Below are 24,267 nucleotides of genomic sequence, written 5' to 3'. Positions count from 1 at the left end.
CGAGGAGGTGCCCCGCCTCCCGTCAACTTCATGCGTCCGGCCGGACCTTGCCGAGCAAGGTCCGGCCGGACGCATGTCGGGAGCCGTGCGGAGCGCGTTCAACTCGTCTCGAACGTAACTCTTCAACCGATTCGTACACCGGTTAAAAGTGCGCCGTGATGGCCGCATGCCCTTGACAGGGAGGTGTTCGATTGCCGACACATCCGGCCGGGTCCGGCGGATTGTGTTGCTGCGAAGCGGTGACACGCCATAGAGTCGCCAATCGTCGGCATGGTGCCACGCTGACCTATCGATAAGTTTCCTGGTCACATCCAAGGAGGTAAGACGACTTGTGAATGAGTCGACATTTACTCCCGGGGGTGTACAACCAGGGATGCCTGCGCGGGGCCAGAGCCCGAACGGGCTGGAGGCTGTCGGCTCCGTCGCTGTCCGCGCCTTCTCCACCCAACAGCACATGACGACAGCCCCCCAGATGATGGACGGCCTACACGTGAACGCCATGGCCGGCAACGAGAGTGGCCGGGAGACCGCCCGCTTCGCCGACTTCGACGAGGTGCCCCAGGGGCACTTCTACGACCCCGACGCCGAGTACGAACCCGATCCGGAGTACGCGGCCACCCTCGCGCCCGACGCTGCCCGCCAGCGCCGCGAGCGGATCGGCCCGACCGGTCGGCCCCTGCCCTACTTCCCGATCCCGGGCCCGCTGACCGACCACGGTCCCGCGAAGATCATCGCGATGTGCAACCAGAAGGGCGGCGTCGGCAAGACCACGTCGACCATCAACCTGGGTGCCGCGCTCGCGGAGTACGGACGCCGCGTCCTGCTCGTCGACTTCGACCCGCAGGGAGCCCTGTCGGTCGGGCTCGGCGTCAACCCGATGGAGCTCGACCTCACGGTCTACAACCTGCTCATGGAGCGGGGCATGTCGGCCGACGAGGTCCTGCTGAAGACCGCGGTCCCCAACATGGACCTGCTGCCCAGCAACATCGACCTGTCCGCCGCCGAGGTGCAGCTGGTGAGCGAGGTCGCCCGGGAGTCCACGCTGCAGCGCGCCCTGAAGCCGCTGATGGCCGACTACGACTACATCGTGATCGACTGCCAGCCCTCGCTGGGCCTGCTCACCGTGAACGCCCTGACGGCCGCCCACAAGGTCATAGTGCCGCTGGAGTGCGAGTTCTTCGCGCTGCGCGGTGTGGCGTTGCTCACCGAGACCATCGAGAAGGTCCAGGAGCGCCTCAACCCCGACCTGGAGCTCGACGGCATCCTCGCCACCATGTACGACTCCCGTACGGTGCACAGCCGTGAGGTTCTCGCGCGCGTCGTCGAGGCGTTCGACGACCACGTCTACCACACGGTCATCGGGCGCACCGTGCGCTTCCCGGAGACCACGGTCGCCGGTGAACCCATCACCACGTACGCCTCCAACTCCGTCGGTGCCGCCGCCTATCGCCAGCTCGCCAGGGAGGTGCTCGCCCGGTGTCACGCCGAGTGAGTCTGCCCGGGGCCGACGAACTGTTCCGTACCACCGGGGGGATGGGGCTCCAGGCCTCGTCCCCCGCGGACCGGCGGCGCAAGGCGAACGGCGAGGCCCGGGTGCCCGGTCCCGCCGGTGAGAGCGACTCCGGGGCGGACGGAACCGGAACGGACACGGCGGAGGGAACCGCGGCCGCGCCGCGCGAGGAGCACTCCGCGGCGGACGCCGACGCGGCGGAGTCGCGCAGCCGCGGCGGCGAGGGCGACCGGGGCGCGGTGGCCGCGCAGACGGGGCGCAGGCCCCAGCAGCCCGCGCCGTCGGCCGCGCCGGAGGCGACCCCCGCGGTCCAGCCGCAGCGCAGGCGCGGCGGGCGCGGAGCGAACCGCAGGCCCAGCGGCCGCGAACGCCACGACGAGAAGATCACCGTCTACGTCTCGGCCGAGGAACTGATGGACCTGGAGCACGCGCGCCTCGTGCTGCGCGGGGAGCACGGGCTGGCCGTCGACCGCGGGCGGATCGTCCGTGAGGCGGTCGCCGTCGTCCTCGCGGACCTGGAGTCGCGGGGCGACGCGAGCATCCTCGTACGGCGGCTGCGCGGCCGCTGACGGGGCGGGCACCGGCGAGGACCGCGGTCCCGTCCCGTGGCCCCGGTGGACGCACGACGGCGCCCCGGCGTCGCCGAGAGCCGCCGGAAGAACGTCCCGCACGGCCGTACGCGAACGTCCCCGGCCCGCGGTGCGCCGCGTCCGACGCCGCGCGCCGGGCCGCCGGGGACCGCGGGGCAGCCCTCACGCCCCGAGAAGCAATGGGGACGGGCTTCCCGACACCTCGCGACTCCGCCTCCCGCGTCGTCGTCGGTCGCGACGGCTCCTTCCCCCAGGCTCTCGGCTTCGCCCTGGATCCCCGACCTCTCGGCTTCGCCCTGGATTCGGAGCGCATGACGCCGCTCGCTGATCCACTCCCTATCGCCCCCAGGGCGTTAGCCTGCTGATGGGCCGCCGGTCGAGCGGTCCGGCCCCTTCCGTACGGCCACGCCCGTGTCCCGCAGCCCCTGGACCCTCATGCCGACGACCGACGAGCCAGCCCGCCCCCCTCGCCGCCCCCTGGGGCGCGGTCCGGGGGGCCGGCCCGCACCGGAGCGGGCGAGCGGCCCGGCCACCGGCGCCGCACCGCCCCTCCCCGCCGACGGGACGGCCCCCGCGCACCCGACGGCGGCCCCGGAAGCACCCCGGGCCCCCTCGGCACGGGAAGCATCGGAAGCCCCCGCAGTACCGGAAGCACCGGCAGTACCGGAGACGTCCGGGGCCGGAGCGCCGGAGCCCGAGGTCTCCGGTGAGCCCGGGGCCGCCGGGGTCGAGGAGTGGGACGAGGAGCCGGAGGCGGAGGGCGAAGCCGTCGAGGACGGGCGGTTCACCGTTCGGCTGGCGAACTTCGAGGGGCCGTTCGACCTGCTCCTCCAGCTCATCTCCAAGCACAAGCTGGACGTGACCGAAGTGGCGCTGTCCAAGGTCACCGACGAGTTCATGGCGCACATCCGGGCCATGGGGCCGGACTGGGACCTGGACCAGACCACCGAGTTCCTCGTCGTCGCCGCGACCCTGCTCGACCTGAAGGCCGCCCGGCTGCTGCCCGCCGCCGAGGTGGAGGACGAGGCGGACCTGGCGCTGCTCGAAGCGCGCGACCTGCTCTTCGCCCGGCTGCTCCAGTACCGCGCGTACAAACGCATCGCGGAGATCTTCAGCGAGCGGCTGGAGTCGGAGGGGCGGCGCTTCCCGCGGACCGTGGGCCTGGAGCCGCACCACGCCGAGCTGCTGCCCGAGGTCGCGATCAGCATCGGGGCGGAAGGATTCGCCCGGCTGGCCGTGAAGGCGATGCAGCCCAGAGCCAAGCCGCAGGTGTACGTCGACCACATCCACGCGCCGCTGGTCAGCGTGCGGGAACAGGCCGGGATCGTGGTGGCGCGGCTGCGCGAGGCGGGGGAGGCCACCTTCCGGACGCTCACCGAGGACGCGCCGGACACCCTGACCGTCGTCGCCCGGTTCCTCGCACTGCTGGAGCTGTACCGGGAGAAGGCCGTCGCGCTCGACCAGGACGAGGCGCTCGGGGAACTCCTGGTGCGCTGGGCCGGGGGAGAGGGGAACGAGCCCGTGGTCACGGACGAGTTCGACACCGAGGCGCAGGACGCCCAGGAGGATGTGAAGGCATGAGTCAGCAGGACACCACCGGCTCCACCGTCGCGGATCTCGACCTCAAGCCCGCGCTGGAGGCCGTCCTCATGGTCGTCGACGAGCCCGCGACCGAGGAGCACCTCGCCAAGGTGCTGGAACGGCCCCGCCGGGCGGTCGCCGACGCGCTGCGCGAGCTGGCCGACGAGTACACCGTCCAGCGCCGGGGCTTCGACCTGCGGCTGGTGGCGGGCGGCTGGCGCTTCTACACCCGCCCCGAGTACGCGGAGGCGGTCGAGAGCTTCGTCCTGGACGGCCAGCAGGCCCGCCTCACCCAGGCGGCGCTGGAGACCCTCGCCGTGGTCGCGTACCGCCAGCCGGTCAGCCGCTCGCGGGTCTCGGCGGTGCGCGGGGTGAACTGTGACGGGGTCATGCGAACCCTCCTGCAGAGGGGCCTCGTCGAGGAGGCGGGCACGGAACCCGAAACAGGTGCGATCCTGTACAGGACGACGAACTACTTTCTGGAGCGGATGGGCCTGCGTGGCCTGGATGAGCTCCCGGAGCTCGCGCCCTTCCTCCCCGAGGCGGACGCGATCGAGGCCGAGACACCAGAGGGTGTGCCGTCGTTCGATCCGGACGCACCGGACACCCCGGATACTCACGCAGACGACAAGACGGAATTTTGATGCGAAGCAGTGGCAGGAACAGCGGAAGCGGCAGCGGCAGGAGCGGCGGCAACCGGAATCCCCGGGGTGCCGGCGCGGGCCGTGACGGCAAGCAGGAGCAGCGTCCTCGCAGGCCCAGGCCCGAGGAGCGCCGCTACGACGTGGGCGCCACCGACGAGAGGAGCGGCGACGGCCCCCGCAAGGGTCGTGGCGCCGCGGCCCGCGGCGGTGCCAAGGGCGGTCCGAAGGCCGCGCAGGGCGGCGGCAGGAGCGGGGGCCAGGGCCGCCGGAGCACCCCGTCCCGCCCCCGCGAGCTCGACGCCAAGATCGAGCAGCGCAACCGGGACCGGTACGCGAACAAGCCCGAGATCAGGACGCCCAAGACCCACCCGGGCGCCGAGCAGGAGGGTGAGCGGCTGCAGAAGGTCCTCGCCCGTGCCGGCATGGGCTCGCGCCGCGCGTGCGAGGAGCTGATCGAGCAGGCCCGCGTCGAGGTGAACGGCGAGATCGTCGTCGAGCAGGGCATGCGCGTCGACGTGCACAAGGACGAGATCAAGGTCGACGGCCTGACGGTCGCCGCCCAGTCCTACCTCTTCTTCGCGCTGAACAAGCCCGCCGGGGTCGTCTCCTCCATGGAGGACCCGGACGGCCGTCAGTGCCTCGGCGACTACGTCACCAACCGTGAGACGCGGCTCTTCCACGTCGGCCGGCTGGACACCGAGACCGAGGGCGTCATCCTGCTCACCAACCACGGCGAGCTGGCCCACCGCCTGACCCACCCCAAGTACGGGGTGAAGAAGACCTACCTGGCCGCCATCCAGGGACCGCTCCCGCGCGACCTGGGCAAGCGGCTCAAGGACGGCATCCAGCTGGAGGACGGGTACGCCCGCGCCGACCACTTCCGGGTCGTCGAGAACACCGGCAAGAACTACCTGGTCGAGGTCACCCTCCACGAGGGGCGCAAGCACATCGTCCGCCGGATGCTGGCCGAGGCCGGCTTCCCGGTCGAGCGGCTCGTGCGCACCTCCTTCGGGCCGATCCCGCTGGGCGACCAGAAGTCCGGCTGGCTGCGCCGCCTCACCAACACCGAGGTGGGCATGCTGATGCGCGAGGTCGGCCTGTAGCAGTCCCCGCCCCACGGCCCGCGGCCGGTTCCCGTTCCCGATGTTCCGAACGGGAACCGGCCGCGGGCCTTTTGCCGCGCCCGTTCCCCCTTTATAGTCAGAGTGACTATTAAGGAGGCGGGCGTGAGTCTCGCGGATTTCCTCGATCCCCTGCAGCAACCCCTGGTGACGGTCCTGGACACCCCGGTCAGCTGGACCGAGGTGCTCGGCTTCGGCAGCGGTGCGCTGTGCGTCTGGCTCGTGGCCCGCCAGCACCTCGCCAACTGGCCCATCGGCATCGCCAACAACCTCTTCTTCATCCTGCTGTTCGCCCAGTCCGGTCTGTACGCCGACGCCGGCCTGCAGATCGTCTTCATCGTCCTCGCCGTGTACGGCTGGTGGACCTGGACCCACGGGGGTGGACCAGGAGCACCGGACCTGCCGGTGAGGCGGACCACGCGCACCGAATGGGCCTGGCTGCTCGTGGCCGGGGCGGTGGGGGCCCTCGCCCTCACCGCCCTGCTCGACCGCGCCACCGACTCGACCGTGCCCTTCTGGGACGCCCTGACGACCGCGCTGTCCCTGACGGCGACGTACGGGCAGTGCCGCAAGCTCGTCGAGTCGTGGTGGCTCTGGATCGCGGCCGATGTGGTGTACATCCCGCTGTACGCGTACAAGGAGCTCTACCTGACCTCGCTGCTGTACCTCGGCTTCCTGACGCTCTGCCTGATCGGGCTGCGCAACTGGAGGCGCGATCTCGCCGGGCAGCGGCGGGAGTTGGCGGGGGCGACGGCATGAAGCGCTTCGGGCACGGGCTCGTCCTCGGCAAGTTCTATCCGCCGCACGCCGGTCATCACCACCTCGTCCGCACCGCGCGGGACCGCTGCGAGCGGCTGACCGTCCTCGTCTGCGCCGCCTCCGTCGAATCCGTGCCGCTCGCCGACCGAGTGGCCTGGATGCGGGAGACGCACCCGGACGCACGGGTCGTCGGCGCCGTCGACGACACCCGCATGGACCTCCACGACCCGGCGATCTGGGACGCGCACATGGCCGTCTTCACCGGGGCCGTGCCCGAACCGGTGGACGCCGTCTTCACCTCGGAGCCCTACGGGGACGAACTCGCCCGCCGGTTCGGCGCCGAGTCCGTCTGCGTCGACCCCGACCGCACGGTCTTCCCCGTCTCCGGGACGGCCGTCCGGAAGGACCCGGTCGGCTGCTGGGACTTCCTGGAGCCGCCCGTACGGGCCGCGCTCACCCGCCGGGTCGTCGTCCTCGGCGCGGAATCCACCGGCACCACGACGATGGCCCTGGCCCTGGCCGACCACTACCGCCGACGCGGCGGCGTCTGGGCCCGGACGGGCTGTGTCGCCGAGTACGGGCGGGAGTTCAGCGAACGGAAACTGGCCGAGCTGCGCTCCCGGTGGCCCGGGGCCCAGTGGGAGGACGTGGTCTTCGGCACGGACGACTTCCCGCTGATCGCCGAGGCCCAGAACGCCGCGGAGGAGAGGGCCGCGCGCATCGGGTCGCCGGTGCTCCTCTGCGACACCGACTCCTTCGCCACCACCGTCTGGCACGAGCGGTACGTCGGCGGACGCAATCCGCTCGTCGAGGAGATCGCCGACCGCGTCGCCCACCACCTGTGGCTGCTCACCGACCACGAGGGCGTCGCCTTCGAGGACGACGGGCTGCGCGACGGCGAGGAGCTGCGCCCCTGGATGACCGACCGCTTCCGGGCCGAACTCACCCGCACCGGACGGCGGTTCGTCGAACTGACCGGGCCCCACGAGGAACGCCTGGAGACCGCGGTCGCCGCCGTCGACCGGCTGCTCGCCGACGGCTGGGACTTCGCCGCGCCCCTGCCGGAGAACCGATGAGCACCGGCATCCCCGCAGGCTACGACCCGCACGCCTTCGAACCCTTCGCGGTCACCGTGGACCTCGCCGTCTTCACGGTCCGCGCCGCCCGGCTGCACGTCCTGCTCGTCGAACGGGGCGAGGACCCGTACAAGGGCCGCTGGGCGCTGCCCGGCGGCTTCGTGCTGCCCCGCGAATGCGCCGAGGACGCCGCCCGCCGGGAACTCGCCGAGGAGACCGGACTGACGGAGACCACCGTCGGCGCCCTCCACCTGGAACAGCTGCGCACCTACAGCGACCCGGACCGCGACCCCCGGATGCGGGTCGTCTCCGTCGCGTACGCCGCGCTCGTGCCCGATCTGCCCGAGCCGCGTGGCGGGGGCGACGCGGCCGGCGCCCGGTGGTGGGACGCCGGGGCGCCGGAGAAGGCCGCGGAAGCCCCCGGCCGGACGGGACTTCCGCCCCACGCCCCCGGCCCGCTCGCCTTCGACCACGACCGCATCCTCGCCGACGCCCACGACCGGATCGGCGCCAAGCTGGAGTACACCTGCCTCGCCACCGCCTTCTGCCCGCCCGAATTCACCCTGGGGGAACTCCAGCAGGTGTACGAGACGGTCTGGGGCGTGGAGCTGGACCGGCCCAACTTCCGGCGCAAGGTCCTCGCCACGCCCGGCTTCGTCCAGGCCGTGGAGGGACCGCCGCGCCGTACCGGCGGCCGGGGAAAACCGGCCGCGCTCTACCGGGCGGGTGCCGCCACCGCCCTGCACCCTCCCCTCCTGAGACCGGAAGGAAGAAGCACGTGATCGTGACCCGGACCATCACCAAACAGGCCGCCACCGGCGCACTGACCGGGCTCGCGCTCGGCGACGCCCTGGGCTTCCCGACCGAGTTCAACAACGTCCCGTCGATCCTCGCCAAGTGCGGGCCGTGGCGCGCGATGCGGCTGCCGAAGCCGGCGTACGTCACCGACGACACCCAGATGACCCTGGCCCTGGGACGGGGCCTGCGCACCGCCATGGACCGCGGACTGCTCACCCCGCTGCGGCTGGCCCGGCCGGTGCGCGAGGAGTTCGTCGACTGGTACCACTCGCCCGACAACAACCGCGCCCCCGGCCGCACCTGCATGACCGCCTGCCGCCTGCTCGACAGCGACCGGCTCTGGCAGGAGGCCAGCCAGACCGGCTCCAAGGGCTGCGGCGCCAACATGCGGGTCGCGCCGATCGGACTCGCCCCCGGACTGAGCGACGAACAGCGCTCCGGCGCGGCCCAGTTGCAGGCCGCCCTCACCCACGGCCACCCGACCGCGCTCGCCGCCTCCGACCTGACCGCCCGTGCCGTGCACCTGCTGGCACAGGGGACGGAGCCGACGGGACTGATCGGACAGCTGCGCAGCTACGCGTACGAGAACAGCGGCCGCTACCCCACCCGCTGGCTCGGCGACCTCTGGCGGTACGCGGGCGACTCCTCGCCCGAGCTGTACATCCGGCGCGGCTGGGAGGAGTGCCTCGCCGCCCTGGCCCGCGTCCAGGACGCACTGCGCGACCCCTCCCCGGAGACCGACCCCTGCGAGCGGACCGGCGACGGCTGGGTGGCGGAGGAGGCCCTCGCCACGGCCCTGCACTGCTTCCTCCTCTTCCCCGAGGACCCCGTCACCGCGCTCCGCCGCGCCGCCTGCACCCGGGGCGACTCGGACTCCCTCGGCTGCCTGACCGGAGCGTTCGCCGGCGCGCACCTGGGGGCGGGGGCCTGGCCCAAGGAGTGGTCGGAGCGGATCGAGTACCGGAGCGACCTGCTGGCGCTGGGGGCGCTCTGGGACGCTTGAGCCATGAGTACGGAAACGACGCCCCTCCAGGAGGCCGGACTGCCGGTCATGGACCTCGGCCCGGTCCTCGCCGGGGAACGTCACCCGCTGCTGTTCGCCACGGTCTCCGGGGCGCACCTCTACGGATTCCCGTCCCGGGACTCGGATGTGGACCTTCGGGGGGCCCATCTCCTGCCCGCGGAGGACCTCCTCGGGCTGCGCCGGCCCGAGGAGACCCGCTCGCGGATGTGGGAGCGGGACGGCGTCGAGATGGATCTCGTCACCCATGACCTGCGGAAGTTCGTCCGGCTGATGCTGAAGCCCAACGGCTACGTGCTGGAGCAGCTGCTCTCGCCGCTCGTCGTGCACACGAGCGGCCCGCACGCGGAGCTGGTGGCCCTGGCCCCCGGGGTGCTCACCCGCAACCACGCCCACCACTACCGGGGATTCGCCAGCACCCAGTGGCGGCTCTTCGAGAGGACCAGCGAGCTGAAACCGCTGCTGTACACCTTCCGGGCGCTGCTCACCGGCATCCACCTGATGCGCAGCGGCGAGGTGCTGGCGCACCTGCCGACGCTCCTCGGGGAGGTGGCCGCCCCGGCCCGGCTGCCCGATCTGATCGCGGCCAAGGCCGAGGCCGAGCACGGGGGAGCGGAGGGTGTGGACGGGGCGGCGGTGTCCGGGGAGGTCGAGGCACTGCACGCGGTGCTCGACGAGGCGCAGGCGACGTCACGGCTCCCCGACGCGGCCGACGGGTTCGACGCACTGCACGACCTCGTGGTGCGCGCCCGGCCGGCGGGGCGGGTGTCGTAGCCGCGGTGCCCGCCGGGCCCTGCGGCGCGCTTCCCCCGCCGGGTCTCATGCCGTGTTCCCGCCGGGCCAGTACGCGGCGGCCCGGCGGGAACGGACCAGGAAGTCCTCCACCCGGGCCCGGTCCGGTCCGGGCGGCAGGGGCGAGCCGGCCACCGCCCCGTCGTTCTCCTCGACCAGGCGGTTCATGCGGCGTTCCACCTCCGCCCAGGACACCTCGCCCCGCTTCACCGCCAGCAGCTCCTCCCGGGCCGCGCCCACCTCGATCGTGAGCTCGCCCGTGCGCAGCAGGTCCCGGACGCTCGCCAGCAGCCGCAGCAGATGCATGGCGTGCTTCCAGCGCGGGGCCCCGTGCTGCCGGACGTCCGCCTCCAGCTTCCGGCGCTGGCCCACCGCGTAGCGCACGAAGGTCTGATGGACCAGCCGGGAGAGGAACGCGTCGCGCAGCGAGAGGAGCTCGCGGCCCACGGCGTCGACGTGCTCCACCAGCGGTGAGTGCAGGCACTCCAGCACGTTGGGGTTGGCGCGCAGGGCCAGTTCGCAGAAGCGCTCCAGCTCCCAGGAGAACTGCTCCGGCGCCGGTCCCTCGACATGGGTCGGCGGCTTGTCGAACCGCCAGAACAGCGGGGTCGGCGCGAGGAAGACCCCGCGCAGGTCGGTGTCGCTCCCCTCCGTGGCGAGCCCGAAGGCGCGTGAGCCCATCACACAGGAGTAGACCGTGTGGTCGCGTACGAGGGCCTCGGGACCAGGGGTGATCATGCGGGTGAGGGTACGGGGCGGGAGGCGCGTCGTGCCGGGGATTTCGCGGTGCGCACGGTCGGGGGCGGCCGGGCCGCCCGAGCGGCAGGAGTCCCGGTTCCGACCGGCATTGTCGATGAATCGTCCCTCCGGAAGGGCGGGGCCGGGGCGGCGGGGCGCGCGGCCCGTCTCACGGACAGAGCACCCGGGCCCGCGGCCCCCGCCGCCCCTCTAGGCTGGCCGGGCAGGGATCACGCAGGCGGACAGCAGGCGCGACACGGCACGAGGAACCGAGGAGCACGACGTGGCGGTACGAGCGGTCCGCGGAGCCGTCCAACTGGAACGGGACGAGCCCGGACACATGGGGGAGCAGGTCGGCGCCCTGCTCACCGCCGTCCTCGAACGCAACGGATTCGTCGCGGACGACCTCATCAGCATCTGGTTCACCGCCACCCCCGACCTGCACAGCGATTTCCCGGCTGCCGCGGCCCGAGCGCTGGGTATCGTCGACGTACCGCTGATCTGCGCCCAGGAGCTGGACATCACGGGGGCCATGCCCCGGGTGGTGCGCGTCCTGGCCCACGTGGAGACGTACCTTTCCAAGTCCGAGATCGCGCACGTGTACCTCGGCGCCACCGCCGCACTCCGCAAGGACATCGCCCAGTGAGAACCGTCCTCGTCATCGGAACGGGCCTGGTCGGCACCTCCGCAGCGCTCGCCCTCGCCGGGCGCGGGATCCAGGTCCACCTGGCCGACCACGACCCCGGATCGGCCCGCACCGCCGCCGCGCTCGGCGCGGGCACGGACGAGGCCCCCGAGGGCCGCGTCGACCTGGCGATCGTCGCCGTGCCGCCCGCCCACGTGGCCCCGGTGCTGGCCACCGCCCTGCGGGACGGCGTCGCGCGCGGCTACCTCGACGTCGCCAGCGTCAAGGGCGGCCCGCGCCGCGAACTGGAGGCCCTCGGCCTCGACCTCACGCCCTACATCGGCACCCACCCCATGGCGGGCAAGGAGCGGTCCGGCCCCCTCGCCGCCACCGCGGACCTGTTCGAGGGCCGCCCCTGGGTCCTCACCCCGACCCGGGACACCGACACCGAGGTCCTCAACCTCGCCCTGGAGCTGGTCGCCCTCTGCCGGGCCGTCCCGGTCGTGATGGACGCCGACGCCCACGACCGCGCCGTCGCCCTGGTCTCGCACACCCCGCAGCTGATCTCGTCGATGGTCGCCGCCCGGCTGGAGGAGGCCGAGGAGTCCGCCGTGCGCCTCTGCGGCCAGGGCATCAGGGACGTCACCCGGATCGCCGCCTCCGACCCCCGGATGTGGGTGGAGATCCTCTCCGCCAACCCCGGCCCGGTCGCCGACGTGCTGGCCGGGGTCGCCGCCGACCTGGACGAGACGGTACGGGCGCTGCGCGGCCTCGAATCCGGTGACGGCGACAGGCGCCGGGAGGGCGCCCGAGGCATCGAGGACGTCCTGCGCCGCGGCAACGCGGGCCGGGTCAGGGTGCCCGGCAAGCACGGCAGCGCGCCCGCCGCGTACGAGATCGTGGCCGTGCTCATCAGCGACCGGCCGGGCGAACTGGCCCGGATCTTCGCCGACGCGGAACGGGCCGGGGTCAACGTCGAGGACGTCCGCATCGAGCACGCCACCGGGCAGCAGGCCGGTCTGGTCCAGCTGATGGTCGAGCCGAGCGCGGCCCCCGGACTGAGCGCGGCCCTGCGCGAGCGGGGCTGGTCGATACGGCAGTAGGCCCGGGGCGGCGGGGCGGGAGGGCGTTGTCCACAGGGGTGCAGAGCCCCGCCCCGACACTCGGTAACCTTGTGCGGGGCGGACGCACGCGCGCGCCCCCGTCCTCCCGCCCGCTCCCGTGTACCAGGAAGGTGTCCACCACCGTGGAAACCCGTACGGCCCCGGCCGCAGTGATCGTCGCCATCGACGGGCCCTCCGGCACCGGCAAGTCGAGCACGTCCAAGGCCGTCGCGGCCCAGCTCGGCCTGAGCTACCTGGACACCGGCGCCCAGTACCGGGCGATCACCTGGTGGATGCTGAACAACGGCATCGACGTGCAGGACGCGAAGGAAGTGGCGACCGCCGCCGCCAAGCCGGTCATCGTCTCCGGCACGGACCCGGCCGCCCCGACGATCACCGTCGACGGCGAGGACGCCTCGGGCCCGATCCGCACCCAGGAGGTCACCTCCAGGGTCAGCGCCGTCAGCGCCGTCCCCGAGGTGCGCACCAGGATCACCGAGCTCCAGCGCACCATCGCCGCCGCGGCCGACCGGGGCATAGTCGTCGAGGGTCGGGACATCGGCACCACCGTGCTGCCCGACGCCGACCTGAAGATCTTCCTCACCGCCTCGCCGGAGGCGCGCGCCGCCCGGCGCAGCGGGGAGATCAAGGGCTCCGACCTCGCCGCCACCAAGGAAGCGCTGATCAAGCGGGACGCGGCCGACTCCGGCCGCAAGACCTCCCCGCTCGCCAAGGCGGACGACGCGGTCGAGGTGGACACCACCGAGCTGACCCTTCAGCAGGTCATCGAGTGTGTCGTCACCCTCGTCGAGGAGAAGCGGGCCGCGAAGTGAGCCGAGCCACCCCGGGCTCGCCCTCACCGCGCGGCGCGGCGGTCGGACGCGGGATCGGCATCGGGCTGATGTACGGGCTGTGGAAGCCCCGCGTCCTCGGTGCGTGGCGGGTGCCGGCCTCCGGACCCGTCATACTCGCGGTGAACCACTCCCACAACATCGACGGTCCGATGCTGATGGGCACCGCGCCCCGGCCCGTCCACTTCCTGATCAAGAAAGAGGCGTTCGTCGGCCCGCTCGACCCGTTCCTCCGCGGAATCGGGCAGCTGAAGGTGGACCGCACGACCGCCGACCGCACCGCCGTCACCCAGGCCCTGGGCGTGCTGGAGAACGGCGGGGCACTCGGGATCTTCCCCGAGGGCACCAGGGGCGAGGGCGACTTCGCCTCCCTGCGCGCCGGGCTCGCGTACTTCGCGGTGCGCACCGGGGCGTCGATCGTGCCCGTGGCCGTCCTGGGAAGCACCGAGCGGCGCGGGCGGTTGATATCGGCACTGCCGCCGCTGCGCAGCCGGGTCGACGTCGTCTTCGGAGCCGCATTCGAAGCCGGTGACGGCAGCGGGCGGCGCACACGCAAGGCGCTGAACGAGGCGACGGTACGGATCCAGGCGCGGCTGACCGCCCACCTGGACGAGGCCAGGCGTTTCACCGGGCGTTGAGTTAAGACTTGAGTAGTGGGCCGCGTGACCGCGACCCATCGATGATGCAAAGAGGAACGGACTTCATGAACGACCAGATTCACTCCGACGGCTCGGACCACGAGCACGGAGCGCTTGGCGACGCCGAGTACGCGGAGTTCATGGAGCTCGCCGCGGAGGAGGGCTTCGACCTCGAGGAGGTCGAGGGCGCGATCGACGAGGCCGGTCACGGACCGCTGCCCGTGCTCGCCGTCGTCGGCCGTCCCAACGTCGGCAAGTCGACATTGGTCAACAGGATCATCGGCCGCCGCGAGGCGGTCGTCGAGGACAAGCCCGGCGTCACCCGCGACCGCGTCACCTACGAGGCCGAGTGGGCGGGCCGCCGCTTCAAGGTCGTCGACACCGGCGGCTGGGAGCAGGACGTGCTGGGCATCGACGCCTCCGTCGCCGCCCAGGCCGAGTACGCCATCGAGGCCGCCGACGCGGTCGTCTTCGTGGTCGACTCGACCGTCGGCGCGACCGACACCGACGAGGCCGTCGTCAAGCTGCTGCGCCGGGCCGGCAAGCCCGTCGTGCTGTGCGCCAACAAGGTCGACGGGCAGAGCGGCGAGGCGGACGCCGCCGCGCTCTGGTCGCTGGGCCTCGGCGAGCCGCACCCGGTCTCCTCGCTGCACGGCCGTGGCACCGGCGACCTGCTCGACGCCGTGCTCGAAGCGCTTCCCGAGGCTCCGGCGCAGCGCTTCGGCACCGCGGTCGGCGGCCCGCGCCGGATCGCGCTCATCGGCCGCCCGAACGTCGGCAAGTCCTCGCTGCTGAACAAGGTGGCGAACGAGGACCGCGTCGTCGTCAACGAGCTGGCGGGCACCACCCGTGACCCGGTCGACGAGCTGATCCAGCTCGGCGGCATCACCTGGAAGTTCATCGACACGGCCGGCATCCGCCGCCGCGTCCACCTCCAGGAGGGCGCGGACTACTACGCCTCCCTGCGCACCGCCGCCGCCGTGGAGAAGGCCGAGGTCGCCGTCGTCCTGATCGACGCCGGCGAGTCCATCAGCGTCCAGGACCAGCGCATCATCACCATGGCCGTGGAGGCCGGGCGCGCCATGGTGATCGCGTACAACAAGTGGGACACCCTCGACGAGGAGCGCCGCTACTACCTGGAGCGCGAGATCGAGACGGAGCTCGCGCAGGTCTCCTGGGCCCCGCGGGTCAATGTCTCGGCCGTCACCGGCCGCCACATGGAGAAGCTGGTCCCGGCGATCGAGACGGCCCTCGCCGGCTGGGAGACCCGCGTCCCCACCGGCCGGCTGAACGCCTTCCTCGGCGAGGTCGTCGCCTCCCACCCGCACCCCGTCCGCGGCGGCAAGCAGCCCCGCATCCTGTTCGGCACCCAGGCGGGCACCAAGCCGCCGCGCTTCGTGCTGTTCGCCTCGGGTTTCCTGGAGCACGGTTACCGCCGGTTCATCGAGCGCCGACTGCGTGAGGAGTTCGGCTTCGAGGGCACCCCGATCCACATCTCGGTGCGGGTCCGCGAGAAGCGCGGCCGCAACAAGTAACCGACACGGGCGCATGACGGAGCCCCGGACGGTCTCGGACCCGAGACCGTCCGGGGCTCCGTCATGCGTCAGGCCCCTCGCGAGCCGGGCGGCAGCGCGGCCGGCTGGGTGCGCCCGGAGTGCCGGCCCACCCGCTGCCAGGACCCGGTGCCGCCGCGGGTGCCGGTGGCACCGGGGCCGGTGGACCCGCCGGTCACGGACAGCCCGGTGGAGAAACCGGGGGTGTGGCCGGAGCGGCCGCTCGACGGGAGACGGCTGCCGAAGAGCCCGGTGCCGAAGGCCATGAAGCCGAGATTCTCCTCGCCGCTCCGGTCACCCGGCAGCGCCCGGAACGAACGGCGGTACTCGGAGTACAGCGCGTCGTAGATCGGGGTGTGGGACTGACCACCCGAGGAGTCCTGCGTGGGGCGCATGGCAGGGATCGGGCTCGGGCGCTGGTGTGAGGAGTCGTATGAGTGCACGTACGTGCCAACGACCTCGGTCTCCGTCGGATGCGGGCGCGGCGGAGAAATAGCGGTTCGCCGCGGGCGCGAGGACCGGTCGGCCACGGTCAGGTCCCGGCCAGCGGCATCGCGGCGGCGACCAGGAGCCCGTCGGCCGCGGCCTTGTCCAGCGCGTCGCGCAGCAGGTCCTCGCGGGGCTGCTGGCCGATCGACCCCGCCGGGGCGGCGAAGACGAGGACGGTCTGCGACTTGTTGGCCGCGGCCCGCCAGCCCTCGGTGACCTGGAGCGGGGCGTGCGCCTGCCACCAGGCCACCGGGGCGCCGCCGTCGGCGCCCGGCTGGAGCACGGCGTGCAGCTTGCCCATGGCGAGCAGGACCGACCAGCCGTGCAGGACGGCGGGCACCTGGTCCATCCGGGGGGCCGGGTGGAAACCCTGCTCCAGCAGCAGCTGGAGGAACTCGTCGCCCCGGCTGCCGTCCGTGCCCGGCCGGGCGATCGCGCCGGTCGGTTCGACGACGAGGGCCGGGTGGAGCTCGTCGTCGATCAGGACGAGGCCGCTGGTGATCCCGAGCACGGCCTGTTCGACGGGAAGGTACTGCGGCTGCTCCGCCTCGCCGCCGGTGATGCTGCGTACGGCACCCTGCAGCTGCTCCTCGGCGACCTGGACGACCTGGGAGGGGATGCACGTGGCGTGGGCGAAGGCGAGCACTGCGGTCTCGTCGCCGACGAACAGCACCGTGCTGGTGCGTTCCTGCTCGGAGTCCCCGGGGGTGCGGCAGGAGGTGCAGTCGTAACTGCCGGGGGTGCTGTCGCCGACGAGCAGCCGGTCGGCTTCGGCGTCGCCGATCTCGGCGCGTACGTCCTCGCTGACGTCGAGCATGCGCGGCACGGGTGGCTCCTCGAACTCGGTGCGTGCGCCGGGCGGTTCCCGGCTCATGAAGATGACAACGGGAGATCCGTGGCCGGGGTCACGCGAGAAAGGGAACGTAATCGAACCATCCGCCACAGAGGGTGAATCCCGGCGTCCGACAGGACACTTGCCCCCGATTCGCCCTGGTGGGGTGTACGGCGATGTGGTCGACTCGGCGACAGTCCAGCAGGCCGATACATCGACAAAGCGGGAAAACCGGCGAGTTGACAACTGGCCGAAACTCGTCTCCATCCGGAATGAACCTCCGGTCGCCCCGTGCCGTCATGGCAAGTGCAGCCTGCCGCTGGCCAGTTGAACCAGGAGATACGGCGTTCCATGCACATTTCTTTCCTGCTCCACAACGCCTACGGAGTCGGAGGCACGATCCGGACGACGTTCAACCTCGCCGAGGAGCTGGCCGGGCACCACGACATCGAGATCGTGTCGGTCTTCCGGCACCGCGACGACCCCGTCCTGGGCGCGCCCCGGGGCGTGCGCCTGAGCCACCTCGTGGACCTGCGGAAGGAGAGCCCGACGTACGACGGCGACGCAGCCGAGCACGCCCGCCCCGCAACGGTGTTCCCGCGCGGCGACAGCAGGTACCGGCAGTACAGCAGGCTGACCGACGCACGGGTGGCGGAGCATCTGCGCTCCCTGGACGCGGACGTCGTGGTCGGCACCAGACCGGGACTCAACGTGCAGATCAGCAGGCAGACCCGGCGCGGCCCGGTCCGGATCGGGCAGGAACACCTCACCCTCGACAGCCACGGCTACCGGCTGCGCCGCGAGATCGGGCACCGCTACGCCCTGCTCGACGCGATCACCACCGTCACCGAGGCCGACGCCCGCGCCTACCGGACCGGGCTCAAGCTGCCCGGCGTACGGATCGAGGCCATCCCCAACAGCGTGCCCGCGCCGACGGTCGCACCCGCCGACGGCGACCACAAATGGGTGATCGCCGCGGGCCGGCTGCACCGGGTCAAGCGGTACGACCTGCTCGTGCGGGCCTTCGCCGACGTGGTGGCCGCCCGCCCGGACTGGCGGCTGCGCATCTACGGCGGCGGCGACGCCACCGGGAACGAACGGGAGACGCTGGTCGCGCTCGTCGACGAACTCGGTCTGCACGACCACGTGTTCCTGATGGGCCCGGTCAATCCACTGGAGGCCGAATGGCCCAAGGGGTCGATCGCCGCGGTCACCTCGGACCGCGAGTCCTTCGGCATGACCATCGTCGAGGCGATGCGCTGCGGACTGCCGGTCGTCGCCACCGACTGCCCGCACGGCCCCCGCGAGATCATCGACGACGGCACCGACGGACGGCTGGTGCCGGTCGGCGACCCGGCGGCAGTGACCCGGGCGCTGCTCGGGCTGATCGACGACGACGAGGCCCGGCACCGGGCGGGGCGCGCCGCCCTGGCCGCCTCGCGGCGGTTCGACCCGGCACGGATCGCCGAACGCCACGAACGGCTCTTCGCCGAACTCGCCGCCCGGGGCCCGCGCGACCGCTCGCACGGCGCGATGAGCACCGCACTGCACCGAGCCCGGGGCACGGTGCTCGACGGGGCGTACGCCCTGCGCTACAAGGCAGCCGCCGTGATCCGCCGGGGGAACTCCGCATGACCGCCGCCACGACCCACCGCACCCCCCGGGCCGACTGCCGGGTGGGCCCCGACGGCGGGATCACCTTCGACCTCGACCGCCGCCGGGACGAGGACGGCGAACTGCCCGAACTCCTCCTCCGGCTGCGCGGCGCCAAGGGCGCGGGCGGGACCGTACGGCTGGCGCTGAGCCCGCTGCACGACGGACGGCTGCGCGCGGTGCTGCCGGGCGGCACGGAATCCGCCGAGGGCCGCTGGGACGTCCATCTGCGGGAGCCGGACGCGGACGACGACGAGGCGGTGGCCGTCCGGCCCGGGACCAGGGATCTGCGGCTGCTCGTCGACCGTGTCCCGGCGGCCGGACGGATCGCGGTCCGCATCCCGTACCCGACGCTCGACGGCCGGCTCGCGGTGCGCTGCTGGCTCCGCGCACCGCACGCCGAGGCCGGGCCGGTCACCCTCGACGGCGGCGCGATGACCGTCGAGGGCACGCTGTACGGGACGGGGCTCGGCGCCGACGCCCGGGTCGAGGCGAGGCTGTCCGGCGCGGACGGCCGGGTCCTGCGGGCACCGGTCACCGGACAGGACGGCACCTTCGCCTTCACGCTCCCCGTGGAGCGGCTGGCCGACGGGAACCTCACCGGGCAGCAGCTGTGGACGCTCTGGCTGATCCCGGCGACCGGGGACGGCGATCCGGCCGACGGAGTGCGGATCTCCCGCATCCTCGACGACGTCTGGGACCGGAAGAAGATCTTCGTCTACCCGGCCCGCCCCGCCGGGGAGGGGGTCCGGGCCACCCCCTGCTACTCGAGCGACAACGACCTCTGCGTACGCCTCGACCCGGCCCCGGCGCGGGCCGCGGCCGCTCGATAGCCGTCCGCAGACCCGGGCCGTCCGCCGCCCTGGCAGACTCGCCCCATGTTGGAGACCTCGGCACGACTGCTGCGCCTGCTCTCGCTGCTCCAGGCACACCGCGACTGGTCCGGGGCCGATCTCGCCGAACGGCTCGGGGTCACGCCGCGCACCGTCCGGCGCGACATCGACAAGCTGCGCGAGCTGGGCTATCCGGTCAACGCCAGCCCCGGCACCGGTGGCGGCTACCAGCTCGGTGCCGGGGCCCAGCTGCCGCCGTTGCTCCTCGACGACGACGAGGCCGTCGCCGTGGCCGTCGCCCTGCGCACGGCCGCGGGCAACGGCGTCGAGGGCATCGGCGAGACCTCCGTACGCGCGCTGGCCAAGCTCGAACAGGTGCTGCCGAACCGGCTCCGGCGCCGGGTGAACGCGCTGAACTCCTTCACCGTGCCGCTGTTCCGCGACCCCGGTGCCTCCGCCGCCGATCCGGCCGTCCTGACCGAGCTCGCCGCGGCCTGCCGGGACGGCGAACGGCTGCGCTTCGCGTACCGCGACCACGCCGGTTCCGCCTCGCGCCGCACCGTCGAACCGCACCGGCTGGTGTGCGCCGAGCGCCGCTGGTACCTCGTCGCCTGGGACCTGGACCGCGCGGCCTGGCGTACGTTCCGCGCGGACCGGATCACGCCCACGCCACCGCACGGCCCGCGGTTCGTCCCCCGCGACCCACCGGCCGAGGATCTGGCCGCCTATGTCTCCGAGGGGCTCTCCACCACCGCGTACGCCACGCACGCGGTGGTCCGGCTGAAAGTGGGGATCGAGCGTGCGGCCGAGAAGACCTCGCCGTTCTCCGGAACCCTGGAGGCGATCGACGCCGACAACTGCCTGCTGCGCACCGGGGCGGCGAACATGGACGTGCTGGTCGTCCACGTCATGATGCTGGGTTTCGACTTCGAGGTCGTCGAGCCGCCGGAGTTCGAGGAGGCGATCAGGACCGCCCGGGACCGGCTGTCCAGGGCTCTGGACTGAGTCCCGCCGCAGGTGGCCGCTCCGGGCGAGCGCCCCATGCGGAGGGCGACGGCCGACCTCTATAGGGGTGGCCGACGGCCGTCTCCGTGCCGCGACGCGAATATTGTGACCAAAGGATAAGGGTGCCATAAGGAAGCGTGAATTCCCGGTGGCATGCTCATTTACGCAGACCATTGGGTGCGGAAATTCAAGATGGCTCGAACGGGTTATTCCGTCTCGTTTCCAGGACTTCCGCGTGATTATTTCCGGCTCTGTGTGATTACTGTCCGTCCGGCCCCGGGGCGTGTGTTTCGGGTGCGGCGATCGGGGCAGTGCGCGTGTCGTGATCCTGTGACACAAGCGTGACCGGCGAGGGACGCGGGGGTGCCGCGCGGCGGTCGGCTCCCGGCTTCCGTCCGGGTCCCGGGCCGCCTACGGTGAGAGGCATGGCACCCATACCGACCCCCTTCGTCCAGCCCGACGACTCGCCCGGTGCGTATGTCGGCCTCGCCGCCGACGCGGCCGAACGGCGGGCCCGCAGTCATGGCTGGGACACCGTCAGATCCCTGCCGCCGGGCGCGATCATCACCATGGAGTTCCGGAGCGGACGGATCAACTTCGAGGTCGACGACGCCGTCGTCACCCGCTGCTGGGTGGGCTGAGGCTCCCGCCGGCCCGGACCCGGACATGAGGAGGGCCCCCACCGGGGCGGGGGCCCTCCTCATGTCCGGCGGGGGAGCGGTGCGTACCGGCCCCGCCTCCGGGGCCTCAGCCGCCGGCCACCGGGCGGGCCGGGCTCGTGCCGCCGCGCGGCGTGCGGTCGGCGTGCGGCGGGCGCCGGCTGCCGGTCGGCGTGAGCGGGGACCGCTCCGAACGCACCAGGTGCGAGGGGTGCGACGGGTGCACGGGGTGGGGGCGCGAGCGGGTGCCCGAGCCGCCCGCCGCCGCGACGGCCGGCTCCAGCGCCGGGTCCTCCACCACGGCGTCGTCCTCCCGGTGCGGGAGCGGCAGGGCCCGGGGGCCTCCGGCCGCGACGGGCACGGAAGGAACGGGGCCGCGTCCGCGCAGGTTCTCGCGCTGGGCGAAGATCCACGCCTCGGCCCGGGTGATCAGCGGCTCGACCCAGGGCAGGCCCAGCATGATCAGCAGTCCTGCGGCCCAGCCCAGCAGGACGTCGCTGAGCCAGTGCGTACCGAGGTAGACGGTGGTGAGGCCGACGCCGAGCGAGACGATGGCCGACATGGCCGACAGATAGCGCCGGGCACGCGGGGTGGTGGCCAGATAGGCGAGGATTCCCCAGGTCACGACCGCGTTGGCGGTGTGGCCCGAGGGAAATATGTCACCGCCGGCGAAGAGTTCGGCGGAGCCGATCTGGGTCGCGTAGTGCGGGCCGAGACGCCCCAGGCCGATCTTGACCGCGCCGACCGAGACGTTGAGCAGCAGCAGCGCCGCGCCCAGCGTCAGCAGCGGGCGCAGCGTGTGCTGCCGCCAGGAGCGCCAGCCGAGCCAGCAGGCGACCATGGTGGCGGTGGGGCCGCGCTGGCCGAGCACGATGTAGTAGTCGAGGAAGGCGTGGATTTCCGGCCACTGCTGATAGGGCCGGAAGAGCATGACCTTCCAGTCCAGGGCCACCAGCCAGGACGAGACCAGGACGGCGACGACGATGGCGAGATAGAACGCCAACGTCCCGCCGAAGAGAGCGATGCGGTGACGGCTCATCCGCGGCGGCTCTATCTTCGGCGGCTCCGGCTCCCGGTCCAGCCGGGCAAAGATGTCGGTACGCACCCAATCGACGTTACAGCGAGTTAGCGCGCGACCAGGGCGATCCGGTCTCTTCGTGATGACGATGTGATGTGGGCTATGTCTCGGAAGGGCCTTATTTCCTGATCGGCGGAAGCGTTTCGGCGGATCTCCGCGCTATTGATTTCGCACGCATTTCGGAAGGGTGTTTGGCTGCGGGCAGAAAAGCACAGGAGGCGCCGGTATGAATTTCTCCGGCCCCGAGGAGGGCGAAACGGACGGTGCCGGGACGGTCACCGACCGCGCCCGCCGTGGGCCCGCCGGACGCTTCCCGGGGGTCTGCGGGTACCGTCCTGTGCCGGGCGCGGGGCGCGTCCGTGCAGGTCCGGGCGGCGGGGAGGCGTGGTGTACGCCACACCCCGCAGGCCGACGGGGTATGAAGTGGGCCACGCGTGAGGGCGCCGAACTCGCGTACGCTGACGGATCACTCGCCCGTCGATGCCGGGCCATGAGGGACAGCGAACCCCTGTCACCCCGGTTGGCCTGCCGAGCGCGAGGGACCTTTGGAGGTACATGCATGTCCGGGACGACCACAGCCCGATTCCGGCTGCGCCCAGCAGCCGACGGTGCCAATCGATGGGTCGTCCTTGTCGTTCTCTGCCTCAGCCTCCTGCTCGTGGCGCTCGACTCGACCGTGCTCCACGTCGCCGTCCCCGCCGTCACCGAGGACCTGCGCCCCAGCGCCGTCGCCCTGCTCTGGATCGTCGACGCCTACCCGCTGGTCTGTGCCTCGCTGCTGGTTCTCTTCGGCACCCTCGGGGACCGGGTCGGCCGCCGCCGCATCCTGCTGCTCGGCTACGCGCTCTTCGGGGCGGCCTCCGCGGTCGCCGCCCTGGCGGACAGCCCCGGGGTGCTCATAGCGGCGCGGGCCCTGCTCGGCGTCGGCGGCGCGATGATCATGCCCGCGACGCTGTCCATCCTCCGGCAGGTCTTCCCCGACCGGCGCGAACGGGCCGTGGCGATCGGCATCTGGACCGCCGTCGCCGCCGTGGGCGCCGCCACCGGACCGGTCGTCGGCGGCTTCCTCGTCGAGCACTTCTGGTGGGGCTCGGTCTTCCTGATCAACGTTCCGCTGATGGCGCTCGTGCTGCCGGTCGGCCGCCTGCTGCTGCCCGAGTCGCGCGGCAGCGACGACGGCCCGTGGGACGTGCTGGGCGCGCTGATGGCCGCGGCCGGAGTGCTCGGGGTGGTCCTCGGGGTCAAGCGCGCGGGCACCGGCGAGGTGCTGGGCGCGGCCACGCTCGCCCCGCTGCTGCTCGGGGCCGCCCTGCTCGTCGCGTTCGTGCGCCGCCAGAAGCGGCGCGCGCACCCGCTGATCGACATCGGGCTGTTCTCCAGGCCCGCCTTCTCCACCTCGGTGGGCTGCATCGTCATCGCCATGCTGGCCCTGGTCGGGCTGGAGCTCATAGCCGTGCAGTACCTCCAGCTCGTACTGGGCCTGAGCCCGCTGGACACCGGCCTGCGGCTGCTGCCCCTCACCCTCGCGGCCATGGTCGCGGGCGCCTTTGGCTCGCACACCCTGCGCCGCCTCGGCCCGCGCCGGATGGTCGGCTGGGGCTTCGTGCTCACCGCCCTGTCCGTGCTGGCCCTGACCGCCATGGGGCAGCACGACCGGCCCGCGCTGCTGACCACGGCCTTCGTCGCCCTCGGCTTCGGACTGCAGACCACGCTCTTCGGGGCGTACGAATCCATGCTCAGCGAGGCCCCGGCCGACCGCGCGGGCGGCGCGGCCGCGATCGGCGAGACCTCGTACCAGCTGGGCGCGGGCATGGGGATCGCCCTGCTCGGCAGCGTCATGAACGCCGCCTACACCCCCGGCCTCTCGGAGCTTCCCGGCAAGGGCGTCCCGTCCTGGGCCCGTGTCGCGGCCACCCACTCCCTGGGCGAGGCGTACCAGGTGGCGGACCGGCTGGACGGACCGCTGGGCGCGGTGCTGCGCACCACCGCCCGGCACGCCTTCGTCTCCGGGCTGCACGTCACGCTGCTGGTCAGCGCGGCCCTGCTGCTGCTCGGGGCACTTGCCGCGCTGCGGCTGCCGCGGGGGATGGAGCACACGGCGCCGGCCGGGGCGGACGGCGCGTACGAGGCCCCGCGGGCCGAAGCGGACGGCGCGCGCGACTCCCGCACGGCGCGCGAGGTGTCCGCCGTGGACCGCGCGCCGCGTCCGATACCCCGGCCCGCCCGGCGCCGACCCGCCGGGGCGACCGGCTCTGGACGGGCGGCGCACTGAGCCGTAACGTCGGTGCGACGCCATAACTAACACCGCTAGTTTTAGC

Annotated in this window: 24 protein-coding genes; 20 read left to right on the top strand and 4 right to left on the bottom strand. The window is 72.7% G+C overall.

The window, feature by feature from the left end:
- Nucleotides 1-373 precede the first annotated feature (373 nt).
- The 10 genes from ACWCXX_RS25705 (at nt 374) to ACWCXX_RS25660 (ending at nt 9,874) form a co-directional block, all read left to right on the top strand.
- The gene (locus ACWCXX_RS25705) at nt 374-1,492 is read left to right on the top strand and encodes a ParA family protein (RefSeq protein ID WP_148833898.1); all 1,119 of its coding nucleotides are present in this window, start codon (nt 374-376) and stop codon (nt 1,490-1,492) included.
- Nucleotides 1,489-2,079 (top strand): hypothetical protein, encoded by a 591-nt coding sequence (locus ACWCXX_RS25700; RefSeq protein ID WP_451131119.1) that lies wholly within the window; start codon nt 1,489-1,491, stop codon nt 2,077-2,079. The genes ACWCXX_RS25705 and ACWCXX_RS25700 overlap by 4 nt, the downstream gene beginning before the upstream one ends.
- A gap of 456 nt (nt 2,080-2,535) precedes the next feature.
- Nucleotides 2,536-3,681 (top strand): segregation/condensation protein A, encoded by a 1,146-nt coding sequence (locus tag ACWCXX_RS25695; protein ID WP_451131117.1) that lies wholly within the window; start codon nt 2,536-2,538, stop codon nt 3,679-3,681.
- Nucleotides 3,678-4,325: an SMC-Scp complex subunit ScpB gene (scpB, locus tag ACWCXX_RS25690; RefSeq protein ID WP_451131076.1), complete on the top strand. Its 648-nt coding sequence runs from the start codon at nt 3,678-3,680 to the stop codon at nt 4,323-4,325. The genes ACWCXX_RS25695 and scpB overlap by 4 nt, the downstream gene beginning before the upstream one ends.
- Entirely contained in the window at nt 4,325-5,428 is a 1,104-nt protein-coding gene (locus tag ACWCXX_RS25685; RefSeq protein WP_451131074.1) for a pseudouridine synthase, read from the top strand. The genes scpB and ACWCXX_RS25685 overlap by 1 nt, the downstream gene beginning before the upstream one ends.
- Before the next feature lie 123 nt (nt 5,429-5,551).
- Complete coding sequence (pnuC, locus tag ACWCXX_RS25680; RefSeq protein WP_451131072.1) at nt 5,552-6,205, top strand: nicotinamide riboside transporter PnuC; 654 nt, start codon at nt 5,552-5,554, stop codon at nt 6,203-6,205.
- Nucleotides 6,202-7,281 (top strand): AAA family ATPase, encoded by a 1,080-nt coding sequence (locus ACWCXX_RS25675; protein WP_451131070.1) that lies wholly within the window; start codon nt 6,202-6,204, stop codon nt 7,279-7,281. Before pnuC ends, ACWCXX_RS25675 begins: the two co-directional genes overlap by 4 nt.
- Complete coding sequence (locus ACWCXX_RS25670; RefSeq protein WP_451131068.1) at nt 7,278-8,063, top strand: NUDIX hydrolase; 786 nt, start codon at nt 7,278-7,280, stop codon at nt 8,061-8,063. The genes ACWCXX_RS25675 and ACWCXX_RS25670 overlap by 4 nt, the downstream gene beginning before the upstream one ends.
- Nucleotides 8,060-9,082 carry an ADP-ribosylglycohydrolase family protein gene (locus ACWCXX_RS25665; protein ID WP_451131066.1) on the top strand — a complete coding sequence of 341 codons (1,023 nt, stop codon included), beginning with the start codon at nt 8,060-8,062 and terminating at the stop codon, nt 9,080-9,082. The genes ACWCXX_RS25670 and ACWCXX_RS25665 overlap by 4 nt, the downstream gene beginning before the upstream one ends.
- A 3-nt stretch (nt 9,083-9,085) precedes the next feature.
- Nucleotides 9,086-9,874, top strand: coding sequence for a nucleotidyltransferase domain-containing protein (locus ACWCXX_RS25660; protein ID WP_451131064.1), 789 nt, complete (start codon nt 9,086-9,088; stop codon nt 9,872-9,874).
- Between the two features lie 45 nt (nt 9,875-9,919).
- Here the strand turns inward: ACWCXX_RS25660 and ACWCXX_RS25655 are convergent, their stop codons facing one another.
- Nucleotides 9,920-10,630, bottom strand: a complete 711-nt coding sequence (locus tag ACWCXX_RS25655; protein ID WP_451131062.1) for a nucleotidyltransferase domain-containing protein — start codon at nt 10,628-10,630, stop codon at nt 9,920-9,922.
- 283 nt (nt 10,631-10,913) lie between these two features.
- Here ACWCXX_RS25655 and aroH point away from each other — a divergent pair, with 283 nt between their 5' ends.
- The 5 genes from aroH (at nt 10,914) to der (ending at nt 15,382) form a co-directional block, all read left to right on the top strand.
- Nucleotides 10,914-11,276, top strand: coding sequence for a chorismate mutase (gene aroH / locus ACWCXX_RS25650; RefSeq protein ID WP_451131060.1), 363 nt, complete (start codon nt 10,914-10,916; stop codon nt 11,274-11,276).
- On the top strand, nt 11,273-12,358 hold the full coding sequence (locus tag ACWCXX_RS25645) for a prephenate dehydrogenase (protein WP_451131058.1): 1,086 nt from the start codon (nt 11,273-11,275) through the stop codon (nt 12,356-12,358). Before aroH ends, ACWCXX_RS25645 begins: the two co-directional genes overlap by 4 nt.
- 131 nt (nt 12,359-12,489) lie before the next feature.
- Entirely contained in the window at nt 12,490-13,191 is a 702-nt protein-coding gene (gene cmk / locus ACWCXX_RS25640) for a (d)CMP kinase (protein WP_356932735.1), read from the top strand.
- Nucleotides 13,192-13,259: 68 nt separating this feature from the next.
- Complete coding sequence (locus ACWCXX_RS25635; protein WP_451131115.1) at nt 13,260-13,847, top strand: lysophospholipid acyltransferase family protein; 588 nt, start codon at nt 13,260-13,262, stop codon at nt 13,845-13,847.
- A gap of 65 nt (nt 13,848-13,912) precedes the next feature.
- Nucleotides 13,913-15,382 carry a ribosome biogenesis GTPase Der gene (der, locus tag ACWCXX_RS25630; protein ID WP_451131056.1) on the top strand — a complete coding sequence of 490 codons (1,470 nt, stop codon included), beginning with the start codon at nt 13,913-13,915 and terminating at the stop codon, nt 15,380-15,382.
- Between the two features lie 68 nt (nt 15,383-15,450).
- Here der and ACWCXX_RS25625 read toward each other — a convergent pair whose 3' ends face one another.
- Together ACWCXX_RS25625 and ACWCXX_RS25620 are read right to left on the bottom strand one after the other, a co-directional pair.
- Nucleotides 15,451-15,795 (bottom strand): hypothetical protein, encoded by a 345-nt coding sequence (locus ACWCXX_RS25625; RefSeq protein WP_451131054.1) that lies wholly within the window; start codon nt 15,793-15,795, stop codon nt 15,451-15,453.
- Nucleotides 15,796-15,932: 137 nt separating this feature from the next.
- Nucleotides 15,933-16,715, bottom strand: a complete 783-nt coding sequence (locus tag ACWCXX_RS25620) for a hypothetical protein (protein ID WP_451131113.1) — start codon at nt 16,713-16,715, stop codon at nt 15,933-15,935.
- A 357-nt stretch (nt 16,716-17,072) separates the two neighbouring features.
- Between ACWCXX_RS25620 and ACWCXX_RS25615 the strand changes: the two genes are divergently transcribed.
- The 4 genes from ACWCXX_RS25615 (at nt 17,073) to ACWCXX_RS25600 (ending at nt 20,853) form a co-directional block, all read left to right on the top strand.
- Nucleotides 17,073-18,356, top strand: a complete 1,284-nt coding sequence (locus ACWCXX_RS25615) for a glycosyltransferase family 4 protein (protein ID WP_451131052.1) — start codon at nt 17,073-17,075, stop codon at nt 18,354-18,356.
- On the top strand, nt 18,353-19,207 hold the full coding sequence (locus tag ACWCXX_RS25610; protein ID WP_451131050.1) for a transferase: 855 nt from the start codon (nt 18,353-18,355) through the stop codon (nt 19,205-19,207). Before ACWCXX_RS25615 ends, ACWCXX_RS25610 begins: the two co-directional genes overlap by 4 nt.
- Nucleotides 19,208-19,252: 45 nt before the next feature.
- Nucleotides 19,253-20,212 (top strand): helix-turn-helix transcriptional regulator, encoded by a 960-nt coding sequence (locus ACWCXX_RS25605; protein ID WP_451131048.1) that lies wholly within the window; start codon nt 19,253-19,255, stop codon nt 20,210-20,212.
- Nucleotides 20,213-20,637: 425 nt separating this feature from the next.
- Nucleotides 20,638-20,853 carry an I78 family peptidase inhibitor gene (locus ACWCXX_RS25600; protein WP_451131046.1) on the top strand — a complete coding sequence of 72 codons (216 nt, stop codon included), beginning with the start codon at nt 20,638-20,640 and terminating at the stop codon, nt 20,851-20,853.
- A gap of 106 nt (nt 20,854-20,959) precedes the next feature.
- On the opposite strand, the gene ACWCXX_RS25595 is transcribed toward ACWCXX_RS25600, so the two are convergent.
- Nucleotides 20,960-21,976, bottom strand: a complete 1,017-nt coding sequence (locus ACWCXX_RS25595) for a phosphatase PAP2 family protein (RefSeq protein ID WP_451131044.1) — start codon at nt 21,974-21,976, stop codon at nt 20,960-20,962.
- Nucleotides 21,977-22,508: 532 nt separating this feature from the next.
- Between ACWCXX_RS25595 and ACWCXX_RS25590 the strand changes: the two genes are divergently transcribed.
- Nucleotides 22,509-24,221, top strand: a complete 1,713-nt coding sequence (locus ACWCXX_RS25590; protein WP_451131042.1) for an MFS transporter — start codon at nt 22,509-22,511, stop codon at nt 24,219-24,221.
- Nucleotides 24,222-24,267: the final 46 nt, after the last annotated feature.

The sequence above is a fragment of the Streptomyces sp. NPDC001732 genome (assembly GCF_053596315.1).
The sequence above is the reverse complement of the archived record's forward strand: the minus strand, read 5'-3'. Positions and strand labels throughout refer to the sequence as shown.